Genomic DNA, 11,862 nt, shown 5'->3' with positions numbered 1-11,862 from the left:
AGGGGGATTAGCCCCCTTTCAAAGCAATCGCTTAGGCAGCAGCCAGCACGCCAGCCTGACGCTTGCGCATCGCCATGGCGGTGATGCCAAAGCCCAGGATCATCATGATCCAGGTCGAAGCTTCGGGAACAGCGCCCGAAATCGACGAGAAGCTGACCGTATAGGAACCGGCCGAACCGGCGGTGCCGGTCAGCGCCAGAGTGGCCGTCGTGCCGGCGGTCATGAACACGTCAGACCACGAACGGTTTTCCACCGCGCCCGAGCTGTTGGTGGTCAGCGTATAGTTGACACCATTGACGGTCAGCACAGCCGAGGTGAAATCAACATTGGTAGCGGCGACATATTTGCCCAGCAGTTTGGTCTGCGCGCTGGACAGCACCGTGCTGAGATAGCCGGTGAAGGGGATCGTGTAATCATAAGACGTGCTGAACGAACCCGAGGCCGCATAGGCCTGCGTGATCGAGTCCGTGTCGGTGGCCATGACCGGAGTGGCAACAACAGCAGCGGCTGCGATGGCAGCGGTTTTCAAAAAGTTCATGTTAGCCCTCTTTTCCCGAAAAATAAAAGAACCCTCCGCAAATCGCCAAGGATTCTCTTTAATTTATCGTGAAAAAGGCATTAATCAAAATATCCCAAAATTGAATGCTGTCAAGTTTATCGTGATTGTGGAGCATTCTTTTCATCAGTTTTGCATTTTTATACAAACAATGACGAATTAACCCCGCTGTGGATATTTTCATTAAAAGAATAGACCGCAAAGTTCAAAGAACAAGGTGGCTCATTTTGAAATTCCGGACAACGAACCGCGCCCTGGAACAGTCAATGGGCTGAAAATTAACCAAAACAACCCTTTCATCGGAAAATGGAATTCCGAATTGGATTGATTGCAGGCAAAGAACGCCATCCAAGACCAGCACAAATCGCATGGTCAGGCGCGCACAGGCCCCTTAAGCGCCAGCGTTGAACGGAACCTAATCCGCCCGGGCGAGTGCCAGAAAGGCCGCGCCATCCATCGGTTGGGCACGGACAAAGCCTTGATACCAGCCACAGCCTTCACGGGCCACGGCAAGTCGCTGGTCCTCATGCTCCACACCCTCGGCAATCACGCCCAGATCCAGCGCCTTGGCCATGGCCAGAATGGCGCGCAGAATGGCCAGATCGCGCTTATCCTCGTTGATGCCCACCACCATGGAGCGGTCCAGCTTGAGATAATGCAGGTGCAGGATCTTGAGATAATGGAAATTGCAAAAGCCCGCGCCAAAATCATCCAGCGCCAGCCGCACCCCCATCTCGGCCAATTCGGCCAAGGACCGCTCGGCCAGCGCCAGATCGGCCAGCAACACCTGCTCGGTCACTTCCAGCGTCAGCCTTTCGGCGGGAAAGCCCGATTGCTCCAACGCCTGCCGCAAATCCCCCGTATAGCGCCCCAGGGCCAGATCGGCGGCGGTGACATTGAGCGAGAGGCGCAGGGGCTGCGGCCATTGAGCCGCGGCGCGCAAGGCGACATCGGCGATATGGCGCGACAATTGGGCGACAAAATCGGCTCTTTCGGCAATGGCAAACAAAGGCCCCGCCCCCACCTGCCCCAGCAAGGGATGATTCCAGCGCGCCAAAGCCTCTGCACCCGAAAGATGCTCGGCCCCGTCGGGCTCCAGCCCATATTGCGGCTGGAAATGCACCTCGATCTCGCCGCGATCGATCGCCTTTAACAGATCGGCTTCCAGTTGCGCGGCGGTGCGCCCCGCGTGCTGCGTCTCCCCATCGACCCATAGCACGCGGCGGGTGCCCTCACGCTGGGCAGCGGCCAAGGCCTGCGCCAGCCGGTCCAGCGCCCCTTCTGCGCTTTCCACCGCTTGCAAGCGCAACAGGGCCAGACGCGGGCTGAGCCGCAGATTGCCTTCCTTGCGCATGATGGGTTCGGAAATGATATCAGCCAGCGTCTCGGCCACCGCCTGCCATTGTTCGCGCCGACACGCCTGATGCGCGACCAGCAGGAAACTACCCCCCGGCGCGCGGGCGGCAAACCACGGCCCGTCCAGCAGGCTGCCCGCCACTTCACGGATGCGCCGCGCGACCTCGGCCAGCGCCGCATCACCCATCGCCTCGCCATAGGCCAGATTGACGGTTTCAAACCGGCTGATGCCGATCAACATAGCGTGCAAAGGCGCAGGCCCCTGCCCCAAGGCCACGCTGGCCTGCCCCATCGCCAGCCATTCCTCCAACAGATCGCGCCCCGCGACGAAATGGCGCAGGCCGGTCAGGCTGTCCTGCTGCTCGGCGGTGGCGGGCTGGATCTGGGGGGCAAGGCGCAAAGTCATAGCCCCCCTGTCTAGCCCATTGCCCACACAGTGACCAGAGCGCCTATAAGATGCGCCAGCAAGGCCCAAGGCCGCTGGCCATTTCCCCCGCCCCGCCCTATGCAAGGGCCAAGAGAGCCAGCCATCAAGACTCTCCCCCACAATGGAACCCTTACCGGATTTGCGGAGCGGAATTTTCGATGAACAGTGAATTGAGGCTGGCTCTGATCGCCTCGGACTCGCCCAAGGCGCAGGCCGCGGCGGAGGCGATGGCCGACGAGCATGACTGGGTGCCGCTGGAACAGGCTGATGTGGCCGTGGTGCTGGGCGGCGATGGCTTTATGCTGACCGTGCTGCATATGATGCTGGACGCCGATCGCGTGATTCCCGCCTATGGCATCAACCATGGCACGGTGGGCTTTATGATGAACAAGCCGCGCAACGCCCGCCCGATTGCCCAACGCGTGGCCCGCGCCAGCAAGCTGTTGGTCGCCCCGCTGGAAATGACGGCAACGACATGGTCGGGCGAGGTCGCCCATTTCTACGCCATCAACGAGGTGTCGCTGCTGCGCGAAACCCGCCAGACCGCCAAGCTGGAAATCTCGGTCAACCGCAAGGTGCGCTTGGCCGAACTGGCCTGCGATGGCATTTTGCTGGCCACGCCGGCCGGCTCCACCGCCTATAACCTGTCGGCCAATGGCCCGATCCTGCCGATGGGCAGCGGCATTCTGGCGCTGACCCCGATCAGCCCGTTCCGCCCCCGCCGCTGGAAAGGCGCGATCATCAAGGACACAGCCGAGGTGGAATTCCGCGTGCTGGAGCCCGAAAAGCGCCCCGTGGCGGTGGTGGCCGACCAGAAGGAAGTGCGCGACATCGCCCATGTGCGGATCGTGGCCAATCGGGAACATTCGCTGACCTTGCTGTTCGACCGCCATTCCAGTCTGGACGAGCGCATCTTTGCCGAGCAATTCCAGGTTTAAAACGGGGGCTTGCAAAAAATTTCGATAAAAGCGCGAAAGGGTGCTTGCCAAAAAACGAAGCCCTGTTATTAGCGCGCACCTGCCCAGCGGCAACGCTGGACTGTTCCCTGATAGCTCAGCGGTAGAGCTCTCGACTGTTAATCGAGCGGCCGTAGGTTCGAATCCTACTCAGGGAGCCACTTCCTCTTCCATATCGATCCGATGCGGTCTGAGAAGGCTGGATTTTCCTTCGGCCCATCTCTAAACCCTGTCCTATGCGGTGCGTATCGATCCTTCCAAAGTACCCTGAAAAATCGGGTAGCATTCGGGGTACTGGCCTGGGTATCAGGTCGGGTATCACGGGAAGCAAACCGGGTATCGCCCGCTCATGCTGACGGACGTAGCCTGCCGCAAGGCCAAGCCAATCCCCAAAGAAAGCCCCGAATCGAAGGGCAAGGATCGCAAGCTTGCGGATGGCAAAGGCTTGTTCCTGATTGTGCGTCCAACTGGCGCGAAGATCTGGCGGATGCGCTACACTTTCGGCGGCAAGGAAAAGCTGCTGGTGATCGGACCCTACCCCGAAATCGGTTTAACGGAGGCCAGAGCCGCGCGGGACAAAGCCCGCGCTTTACTTGTTTCGGGGATCGACCCCTCGGTCGAGAAGAAGAGGCAGAAAGCTATCGCGCTGGTCGAGGCGCTGGAGACGTTCGAGCAGATCGCTCGGGAATGGCACCGCACGCATACGCGACTTCGCAACACGCGGTATGCCAAGCAGATATTGAAGCGGTTGGAGGACAATGTGTTCCCCATGCTGGGCAATATCCCGATCAAGCAAATCACAGCGCCCATGGTGCTGCAAGCCATCAGGCAGGTCGAGGAGCGTGGCGCGCTGGAAATGGCGCATCGCGTGCGTGGGCACATGTCGGACGTGTTCGTTTGGGCCATATCCAGCGGACTGACGGATGCCGACCCAGCGGCCATCGTGCGCAAGGCGTTGCAGCCACGCGATGGAAAGCGGCGCCCCGCGCTGCTGGACATGGACAAGGCGCGGGAACTGCTGCGCCGCACGGGCGCGATGCAGGATGTCTATTGGGCCACGCTGCTGGCTTCGCGCCTGCTGGCTCTAACCGCTGCGCGTCCGGGCGTTATCCGCATGGCGGAACGGGGCGAGTTCGAGCAGCTCGATACGCCGGATGCAGTCTGGCGTATCCCTGCCGAGAAAATGAAACTTACGCGGGAGCACAAGAAGGATACGGCCTTCGAGTTCGTCATTCCGCTAACCCCGCAGGCCGTGGCCGTGGTGAAGACAGCTATGCGCTTAAGCCGAAGTCCATACATTTTCCCGAGCATTCGCGTGGGCAAGAAGGGCTTGCAGCCGATCAGCGACAGCACGCTCTCCAAGCACTATCGCGAGGCGGGCTATACTGGCCTACACGTGCCGCATGGGTGGCGGTCAACGTTCAGCACCAACATGAACCGTATCGCGGCAAGTGCTGGCCGAATAGCCGATCGCGAAATCATCGACCTTATGCTGGCGCACGTGCCGGAAGGGGTCGAACCAATCTACAACCGCTACCTCTATTTGCCGCAGCGCCGCGCTATCGCGCAAGCGTGGGCGGATCTGTTGATGCAAGGCTTACCCGAACCGCAGGCGCTGGTCGCACACCTGCGCTGACCTTGGGAGGCCGCGCATGAGCGGGGCCTCTATTGGTGAACTGATCGGTTGGCAGGTCGCTGCGCTGCAAAGCGGTCAGCGAATCGGCAACCGTACCCCGCGCCGCGACAGTTATGACGAGAACGACCGGCGCGCCCAAATCTTCCGGCCAATCGCTGGCGGTAACACTGCCGAGGCCCTGCGCTGGCGCGACAAGCTGCTGCAGGTGGCGCGGGAATATAACGTGCTGCACAAGGAAAAGGGCAAGCGCGAAGGCCCGCTGGGCAACAATGCCCTCTGGGTGCTGGAAGTGCTGCTCGGCTTTGTCGATTTCGGCTCGGGACGCTGTGATCCAGCCATCGACACGATCTGCGCCAAGGCCAAGCTGGCGCGCGCGACTGTGGTGGCCGCAATCGAGCGACTGAAAGAGCATGGCTTCATCGACAAAGTGCGCCGCACCCGCAAGACAGGCCGAGCCCGCAGCGAAGGCCCCCAGCGCGAGCAGATCAGCAACGCCTATGCCTTCGCGGTGAACCTCAAGGACAAGGTACGCCAGCGCTTCGCCCAGCTAGTGGGTGGTCGCAAGCGCGCCGCAGAGATCCAAGCCAAGAAAAAGGCCGAGGCAGAAGCCCGCGCAGCCGCCCTCAACGCGCCCACTGGCCGTCTGGGCTCAATGCTGCTGCCGAATGACCCCGCCCTTGCAGGGGCTTTGGACCGTCTCGGCGCCCATTTTGAAGGGGATAGTGCGAGTTCAGTCACTAGGGAGTACCCCGATCAAGATCTTAAAGGGGAAAAGGAATGAAACAGCTTAAGGCTGTTTCATGCGTAATTGGACGATAAAGTGCCCGCCCTCACCCAAGATAACCACCTAACCGAGGCGCAAACCGCACCGTTGGAGGAGCGGCTATGCCGCTCCATGGCTTCCCAGAGGGGAAGCTTGCGAGGATCGTGCCAAAACCGCGCGCGTAGTGCGCCCTGAAAGCGCGTCAGCGCATAAATCTGCATAGAAGCGCCCTCGGCGGCGTCACATTGAAATGTGCGGATTTCAGCTATTTGTGGGCCGTTTGCGGCCCGAGGCTTTGCATAAATCTCGATGAAGAAGGCGAAAGCGAGGTGTGGGGGCGAGCGCGGCGCGCACCCTCTGGCTTTTGCCCCTCCCGCCCTACCACGAGGCCCCGCGCGGCCCGCCCAGGGCAAAGGAAAGGGGGCCGCAGCCCCCGCTACGGCCCCCTGCAGGGCAACCACCATGGAGCGCGCCGCCGCGCTATCGTCGCCGCACCCGCTTCCCCTTCTTCACCAGCAGATCGGTGATCGCTTCCTCCAACAGATCCTGCACCGTCCGCGACTCCTCCACCGCGATCAGGCGCAGCTGGATCGATAGCTCTGGCGCGAAGTGACCGGCGATCTGCTTTGTGCCCTGCCGACCAGGAGCGGGCGCGGGCGCAGCCTTCCCTGCCTTCCCCACCTTGGCTTTGTGCGGGGCAGGCAAATCGGCCGGCACGCCCAGATCACCCGCCGCGCTATCCGGCCCCGCGACAGGAGCCGCCGCCGCGCGCGCCATCGCCGCTGCCAGACCGCCGCCGCTCTGCTTCTTCGGGCGCTGCCCCTTCTCACCTGCCATGTGTGGCCTCCATCGGTATCCCCGCCTGATTAACCGCCTTGGTCAACTCCACAAACTTGGCATAGGCTGCCTGCTCGGGCGTGCCGAAGGCTCTGACAAATTCCGCTGCCTTCACGCGCACCTCGCGCAGCTGCTGCACCTCGCGGCGCAGAGCCACCAGTTCGAGCTCCATTTCCGGCAGTTTCTGGCATTCGCACACGTCCATCGCAAACCCCGCATAGTCCTTCACCCCTCTGCCATCGCAGCGCGGGCAAGTCTTTCCATCTTTCATGCTGCCTCCAGCATATAATCACCGGCCCGCTCAAGCTGCTTTCGGCATGGCGCAATCCAGTGCAATTCGGTCTGCTCTGTGCTGCCGGTTTCCCAGATCAGCCACGCATAGGCGGTGGCTGTCGATCCTTCGGGAACAAGCCTCCCCTTGTGCATCACCACCCTTTCGGTGAACTGCAGCACATATCGTGGCGGCGTGATCGAGAACAAACGCTCGAAACGCCCGATGCCTTCCAGAAACGCCGCCCGCACAATCACCGCCACGCCGCATGTGCTGGACGCCAACGCGCGGGCGATAAACTGCTCGGCCAGCTTGAACGGCGGGTTTGTGATCGTCCAGTCGACCGGATCTGGCAAAGGCCCCCACAAATAGTCCAGCACTGGAAAGCCTGCGCCATAGTCATGCACATCGCTGGCTTCCACGCTGGCGAAATACTCGCGCAGCGGGCGCACCATATGGCCGCGATTGGCCGCTGGCTCTCGGGCCGTGCTACCGCCAATCTGCCAATCGGTGTTGTCTTGCAGCCATTCGCAAAACGCCCGTGTCGCCCAGGGCGGCGTGGGAAAGTCATCCAGCGAATCATGCGGCTCTTTGCGCTGCTGCATCACCGCGCTTGATCGGTTCTGGCTCATGCGGTCTCGTCAGGCTTATTCCTGACTGTCCATAAAAGTGCGCAAATCACCGCGCTTTGCGGATCAGTGCCTTTATTAATGGCGTCGACCAATTTCCGGATATGATCAGTGGCCTGCGCGATCTCGGCCCGCAACGCCTCGTTTGCCCGCCGTTGGCGGTAAACTTCGGGCAGATTTGGCATCCTATGGTCCGGCTCCACACCAAGCTCCTGGGCCTGTTTGATTGCGCAAGGCCCGCATCTCGCGGTGTCGCTGTAATGCCAGCAAAGATCAGGTGACCGGCAAATCCCCTCCACATCAGACTTCCGCAGCAATCGCTGACTATCAGAAAGCGTGAAGCGCTGGGCCTCTGTTATGACTTGTGGGTCAGCCATTGCCCTGCCCCTTTTGCTGGTCGAGGAAGGCGCGGGCGTTAAGGACAATCATGTCTTGCGCATGGATACGCTCACCAATGATCTTTGCCCGCTCTTTGGGGGCTATGCCCGCAAACACTGGGGGCTTAGCCATAGCTTCCGCTGTGGTGTCACGGTCCGCCACGCGCCGAATGATCCCCACCGCCTCCTCCAACCGCGCCTGTGTGGCGGTGAGTTGGGTGCAGGCTACGCCATGGGCACCGGCCAGATCGGCAATGGTCAGCCTATCTTCAGCAGCGCTCAACTTCAACCGCTCCACCTCGGCCAAAGCCTCATTGCGCTGCTGCACCACCACGTCCAGATAGCTGTCGCGGAAAGCCTGCGATTTCCAATTCTGCACATCGCGGGTCAGCGTCTGGATTGTGGCTGCACTATTTTCGATCTGATTGGCCAGATATCGGACCTGCCCTGCCGCCATGGTCACAACTCCCTTGTCCTTATCGGCCATCGCCCGCAATTCCATCACGCCAATGTGGTAGCTCGGGTGATCGTTGTGTTGGTCAGTCATGGAATTTTCCTTTCAGCCATTCACGCAACCGGCTCGAATTCTCGGCGGGCGCGGCTTCTATTCCGGCGATCTGGGCCAGCGCGCGGCGGGCCTCGGTGGCGCTGGCACTGTTCACGCCGCGCCGCTCGATGACTTTCAGCGCCGCCACAGCGATGGCCAGATCAGCATGGGCCTTCGCCAGATCGGCGGTAAGTTGATTGTTCAAGCTGTCCGCGATCCGCATGCCAATGCGCTTTTGGTTGGACAGATCATAATTGGATTTGATCAGGCGATCATTCTCATGGCGCAGGTAGCTCAATTCCTTATCCATGCCCCATCCCTCCCAACACCTGGTCGACATAGGCATACAGCGCCGCCACCTCGCGCGCGGCGGCGCCATTGGGCTCAAACTCCTGCGCGGTCAGGCCTTCGGTCTGCGCGCGGGAAAAGGCTTTGCGCAGGCCAATGGTCACCGGGCACATCTGCCCGCCCAGATCGGCCACACCCTGCCGCGCCTCCTCGGCCTCGGCCCCGCGTGGCGCCACATGGGTCAAAACCACGGCGGCTTGCTTGTCCAGCTGACGGGCCAGATCCAGCGTGTGCGCCATGCTGATCGTGTCGAACAGCGCGGCCCGCGTGGGGATCAGGATCAAATCGGCCACCGATGCCGCAGCATGGGCCACATCGCGCGCCACCGCCGCACCATCAATAATCACCCAATCGGCCCCATTGGCGGCGGCGGCTTTCAACGTAGGCGACAGGCGCACATACTGGATAGATTGCACCACCGGCTCGGCGATGCCCGATGCTTCCAACCGCGTATCGGCCCACGCGGCGGCGGTGGCCTGCGGGTCCAGATCGATGATCGCGGCTTGCTTGCCATCGGCCTGCGCGGCCACGGCCAAACACGTGGCCAGCGTGGTTTTCCCCACGCCGCCTTTCTGCGATAAAACGGCAATTACCTTCATTTCATACCCCCGACAAATGGCGGAACTTTCGGGCTTTTTACCCTGTAAATATGTCGACCCGTCTACGTGTCGACCTGTAGACAAGTCTACAATACCGCCACCTAGGCCCCAAGTATGAGATGGGCTTTTTTTGCCTTCCGGCCGCATTTTTTTGCAGCCACCGGCGCCTAAACTGGTAGGGCGCTGAGTAGCTAAATCGTTAACCGGTTTGGCAAATCTGGCTGCGCCCCTTAATACAGCCCCATGCGCTACCTCGCCGCCGCCGCTATCGCCTATGCCATCACCGGAACGCTGGTTTTTGTGCTGGGCATGTTCCGCTCGACCATGCTGGGGACAGCGTGGCGCAACTGGCCCAAATGGCTTTTCGCATGGGGCATCACCAAAGCGCTGGCCACATGGCTGCCCCTCTGGCCACTACACTTGGCGCAAGGGCGCGCGCGCAAATAGAATGGGCGCTGGTTACCCAGCGCCCCCTTCCCTTCAATTGGAAATGATCACTTCCCGCGCATCCTTGGCCTTGGCTTGGCCGCCGATGGTATAGCGCACCCCCACCTCCTCAATGTCGAAACCGGCGAATATCTCGCGCACCTCTGGCCGGTCATTGAGCGACAGGATGAACCGCCCTTTGATCCGGCGCAGGCGCTCGGCCATCTGGGAGAATTCCTCACGGGCAAACATTCCATCGCCATAGTCACGCTCGCACGCGAAATAGGGCGGGTCCAGATAAAACAGGGTGGTCTCGCGGTCATATCGATCGATGAAGTCTGCCCAGGGCAAACGCTCGATCACCACACCGGCCAATCGCTCATGCGCGGCCTCGATCATAGGCCCCAGCTTGGTCACATCGAAGCGCGCAGGCGTACCAGGCGAAACCCCGAAATGCCGCCCGCGCACCTTGCCTCCAAAGGCCAGCCTTTGCAGATAAAGGAAACGGGCCGACCGTTCCAGATCGGTCAGGCTGGACGGCTCCAGCGCTGCCAGCTTTTCAAAGCCGCTGCGGCTTGCCACCTGCCAGCGCAGCATATCCATGAAGGGCTGGTAATGGCGCTGCAGCACGCGAAAGAAGGTGGAAACGTCCTCGCTCCAATCGTTGATCACCTCGGCCTTGGGCTGCTGGTCACGGCGGAAAAACACCCCGCCCATGCCGACAAACACCTCGGCATAGGTGGCATGCGGCACAGCGTTGATGCGCTCCACCAACCGGCGGGACAGGTTGCGCTTGCCCCCGATGTAGGGCGCCAAGGGGCGAACACTGGCGACCGGAGAAAAGTCCATAAGTTGCATTGGCATGGCGTCATTTGTTCCATATACGTTCCGCCGCCGACTCGGCAGGCGGGATGGCCCCGAAGGCGGGACCGATTTGGGACATGACGAGCGTAATTCGTCGGATTGGGGCGTTGCCGCGCCCCATCCCCCGCCACCTTCGGGCAGCGGGAAAATCTCTTACACTTTCCCGCTGCCCGCGATCTTGCTGCCATCCTGCTTGATCACCGCGCCATCGGCGCAGACGTAATCGCGGAAGGCCAGCACCGGCTGACGGAAAAAGGCGTTCATCCGCAACATGCGCTGCATGATCGGCACGATCTCGGTCTCGTAAAACGTGTCCTTGGCGCTACTCACGCTGCCAAAGCCGCCACTATTCTGCGGCACAATGCCCAGCAGCTGGGGCGGCGTGCGATGCGCGGCCAGCATATCGTCGCGGCTGATCGTCTTGATCGCATTGAATTCATCCTTCGCGGTCACATCGGCAATCGGCATGATCTGGATGCCGTCTTTCTTGCCCTTGGGGATATAGACAAACACGTTTTTAAAATTGCCAGCGCCGCGCCCCGCCTCGATCTGGTCGGCCATAGCCTCGGCGGTGGCCTGATCGGCCAAGGGTTCGGACAGGTAAAACACAAACCCAGCATGCGCCCCGTTCAAGTAATATCGGCGGCGAAATATGGTCGCATTTTCATTGAGCAACGCGCTTTGCAGGGCCGATATCCATTCGGGCAGGCCATAGACCTCCTGCGCCACATCGGGCTGCTGCAGGTGGAAAACAGTGCCAGGCCGGAATTCAAACTCCACGCCCTTGGCCGGATTCACAAACCAATATTGCCCCACATCGCGCCCCACACGCATATGCACGGCGGGCGCGTGCTGGGCGCGGGCAAGCCCATTGCTGGCATTGGGCACATATTCGAGATAGGCATTGCCCATCTGGACAAAATCCAGCGAGAACCGCTCAAAATCCTCAATGTCCAACTGGCGCGAGGGCACCATCTGCCCCACCAGCATATTGACGCGCAGGCCCACCGATGAGCGATGATAAGGCGCGGCATTGAACACTTTGGCCAAGCGCCCCAGCGGCAGCGGCGGCTCATACCACCGGCCATTATGCCAGACCTCGAAATAGTCGCTCAATTCGCGCCGGTCCAACGTGCCCTCCGGCTCGCCGAAACGGAAAATCGCCTTCCCTCCGCTCCCTTGGCCCCCTTCCGGCGGCAACACCTGCTGCGCCACACCTTCCTCTGTCGTGGTCAGGGCCATCTGGGCGCTGTCATTCTGGGTCATCATG

Annotated in this window: 15 protein-coding genes and 1 tRNA gene; 5 read left to right on the top strand and 11 right to left on the bottom strand. The window is 61.1% G+C overall.

Going from position 1 to position 11,862, the window contains the following annotated elements:
• Nucleotides 1-31: 31 nt before the first annotated feature.
• Both EOE18_RS13950 and EOE18_RS13945 read right to left on the bottom strand, forming a co-directional pair.
• Nucleotides 32-538, bottom strand: a complete 507-nt coding sequence (locus EOE18_RS13950) for an FxDxF family PEP-CTERM protein (RefSeq protein ID WP_127710557.1) — start codon at nt 536-538, stop codon at nt 32-34.
• A gap of 433 nt (nt 539-971) precedes the next feature.
• On the bottom strand, nt 972-2,318 hold the full coding sequence (locus EOE18_RS13945) for a bifunctional diguanylate cyclase/phosphodiesterase (protein WP_127710555.1): 1,347 nt from the start codon (nt 2,316-2,318) through the stop codon (nt 972-974).
• A 179-nt stretch (nt 2,319-2,497) separates the two neighbouring features.
• Between EOE18_RS13945 and EOE18_RS13940 the strand changes: the two genes are divergently transcribed.
• The 4 genes from EOE18_RS13940 (at nt 2,498) to EOE18_RS13925 (ending at nt 5,712) form a co-directional block, all read left to right on the top strand.
• A complete protein-coding gene (locus tag EOE18_RS13940; protein WP_127710553.1) occupies nt 2,498-3,277 on the top strand; it encodes an NAD kinase in 780 nt (259 codons plus the stop codon).
• 104 nt (nt 3,278-3,381) lie between these two features.
• Nucleotides 3,382-3,456, top strand: a tRNA-Asn gene (locus EOE18_RS13935).
• Nucleotides 3,457-3,644: 188 nt separating this feature from the next.
• Complete coding sequence (locus tag EOE18_RS13930; protein WP_127710551.1) at nt 3,645-4,931, top strand: tyrosine-type recombinase/integrase; 1,287 nt, start codon at nt 3,645-3,647, stop codon at nt 4,929-4,931.
• 16 nt (nt 4,932-4,947) lie between these two features.
• Nucleotides 4,948-5,712 (top strand): hypothetical protein, encoded by a 765-nt coding sequence (locus EOE18_RS13925; protein WP_127710549.1) that lies wholly within the window; start codon nt 4,948-4,950, stop codon nt 5,710-5,712.
• Nucleotides 5,713-6,174: 462 nt separating this feature from the next.
• On the opposite strand, the gene EOE18_RS13920 is transcribed toward EOE18_RS13925, so the two are convergent.
• From EOE18_RS13920 to EOE18_RS13890, 7 genes are read right to left on the bottom strand one after another with little or no spacing between them, the layout of a single operon-like run.
• Nucleotides 6,175-6,531, bottom strand: a complete 357-nt coding sequence (locus EOE18_RS13920) for a ribbon-helix-helix domain-containing protein (protein WP_127710547.1) — start codon at nt 6,529-6,531, stop codon at nt 6,175-6,177.
• A complete protein-coding gene (locus EOE18_RS13915) occupies nt 6,521-6,802 on the bottom strand; it encodes a hypothetical protein (protein WP_127710545.1) in 282 nt (93 codons plus the stop codon). The genes EOE18_RS13920 and EOE18_RS13915 overlap by 11 nt, the downstream gene beginning before the upstream one ends.
• Nucleotides 6,799-7,434: a methyltransferase gene (locus EOE18_RS13910; protein WP_127710543.1), complete on the bottom strand. Its 636-nt coding sequence runs from the start codon at nt 7,432-7,434 to the stop codon at nt 6,799-6,801. Before EOE18_RS13910 ends, EOE18_RS13915 begins: the two co-directional genes overlap by 4 nt.
• The gene (locus tag EOE18_RS13905) at nt 7,431-7,808 is read right to left on the bottom strand and encodes a hypothetical protein (RefSeq protein WP_127710541.1); all 378 of its coding nucleotides are present in this window, start codon (nt 7,806-7,808) and stop codon (nt 7,431-7,433) included. The genes EOE18_RS13910 and EOE18_RS13905 overlap by 4 nt, the downstream gene beginning before the upstream one ends.
• Complete coding sequence (locus EOE18_RS13900; RefSeq protein WP_127710539.1) at nt 7,801-8,355, bottom strand: hypothetical protein; 555 nt, start codon at nt 8,353-8,355, stop codon at nt 7,801-7,803. Before EOE18_RS13900 ends, EOE18_RS13905 begins: the two co-directional genes overlap by 8 nt.
• A complete protein-coding gene (locus tag EOE18_RS13895) occupies nt 8,348-8,665 on the bottom strand; it encodes a hypothetical protein (RefSeq protein ID WP_127710537.1) in 318 nt (105 codons plus the stop codon). Before EOE18_RS13895 ends, EOE18_RS13900 begins: the two co-directional genes overlap by 8 nt.
• Nucleotides 8,658-9,302: a ParA family protein gene (locus EOE18_RS13890; protein ID WP_127710535.1), complete on the bottom strand. Its 645-nt coding sequence runs from the start codon at nt 9,300-9,302 to the stop codon at nt 8,658-8,660. The genes EOE18_RS13895 and EOE18_RS13890 overlap by 8 nt, the downstream gene beginning before the upstream one ends.
• Before the next feature lie 243 nt (nt 9,303-9,545).
• Here EOE18_RS13890 and EOE18_RS13885 point away from each other — a divergent pair, with 243 nt between their 5' ends.
• Nucleotides 9,546-9,749, top strand: coding sequence for a hypothetical protein (locus EOE18_RS13885; protein ID WP_127710533.1), 204 nt, complete (start codon nt 9,546-9,548; stop codon nt 9,747-9,749).
• Between the two features lie 33 nt (nt 9,750-9,782).
• Here EOE18_RS13885 and EOE18_RS13880 read toward each other — a convergent pair whose 3' ends face one another.
• Complete coding sequence (locus EOE18_RS13880; RefSeq protein WP_246027456.1) at nt 9,783-10,592, bottom strand: DNA adenine methylase; 810 nt, start codon at nt 10,590-10,592, stop codon at nt 9,783-9,785.
• Nucleotides 10,593-10,745: 153 nt separating this feature from the next.
• Entirely contained in the window at nt 10,746-11,861 is a 1,116-nt protein-coding gene (locus EOE18_RS13875; protein ID WP_220446017.1) for a phage portal protein, read from the bottom strand.
• Nucleotide 11,862 lies beyond the last annotated feature (1 nt).

The sequence above is a fragment of the Novosphingobium umbonatum genome (assembly GCF_004005905.1).
Lineage (GTDB): Bacteria > Pseudomonadota > Alphaproteobacteria > Sphingomonadales > Sphingomonadaceae > Novosphingobium > Novosphingobium umbonatum.
The sequence above is the reverse complement of the archived record's forward strand: the minus strand, read 5'-3'. Positions and strand labels throughout refer to the sequence as shown.

Coding starts and splice junctions, on each gene's coding strand:
- EOE18_RS13940 (WP_127710553.1), top strand. CDS start 2,498: ATGAACAGTGAATTGAGGCTGGCTCTGATCGCCTCGGACTCGCCCAAG.
- EOE18_RS13880 (WP_246027456.1), bottom strand. CDS start 10,592: ATGCCAATGCAACTTATGGACTTTTCTCCGGTCGCCAGTGTTCGCCCC.
- EOE18_RS13915 (WP_127710545.1), bottom strand. CDS start 6,802: ATGAAAGATGGAAAGACTTGCCCGCGCTGCGATGGCAGAGGGGTGAAG.
- EOE18_RS13890 (WP_127710535.1), bottom strand. CDS start 9,302: ATGAAGGTAATTGCCGTTTTATCGCAGAAAGGCGGCGTGGGGAAAACC.
- EOE18_RS13920 (WP_127710547.1), bottom strand. CDS start 6,531: ATGGCAGGTGAGAAGGGGCAGCGCCCGAAGAAGCAGAGCGGCGGCGGT.
- EOE18_RS13885 (WP_127710533.1), top strand. CDS start 9,546: ATGCGCTACCTCGCCGCCGCCGCTATCGCCTATGCCATCACCGGAACG.
- EOE18_RS13910 (WP_127710543.1), bottom strand. CDS start 7,434: ATGAGCCAGAACCGATCAAGCGCGGTGATGCAGCAGCGCAAAGAGCCG.
- EOE18_RS13950 (WP_127710557.1), bottom strand. CDS start 538: ATGAACTTTTTGAAAACCGCTGCCATCGCAGCCGCTGCTGTTGTTGCC.
- EOE18_RS13930 (WP_127710551.1), top strand. CDS start 3,645: ATGCTGACGGACGTAGCCTGCCGCAAGGCCAAGCCAATCCCCAAAGAA.
- EOE18_RS13900 (WP_127710539.1), bottom strand. CDS start 8,355: ATGACTGACCAACACAACGATCACCCGAGCTACCACATTGGCGTGATG.
- EOE18_RS13895 (WP_127710537.1), bottom strand. CDS start 8,665: ATGGATAAGGAATTGAGCTACCTGCGCCATGAGAATGATCGCCTGATC.
- EOE18_RS13905 (WP_127710541.1), bottom strand. CDS start 7,808: ATGGCTGACCCACAAGTCATAACAGAGGCCCAGCGCTTCACGCTTTCT.
- EOE18_RS13945 (WP_127710555.1), bottom strand. CDS start 2,318: ATGACTTTGCGCCTTGCCCCCCAGATCCAGCCCGCCACCGCCGAGCAG.
- EOE18_RS13925 (WP_127710549.1), top strand. CDS start 4,948: ATGAGCGGGGCCTCTATTGGTGAACTGATCGGTTGGCAGGTCGCTGCG.
- EOE18_RS13875 (WP_220446017.1), bottom strand. CDS start 11,861: ATGATGACCCAGAATGACAGCGCCCAGATGGCCCTGACCACGACAGAG.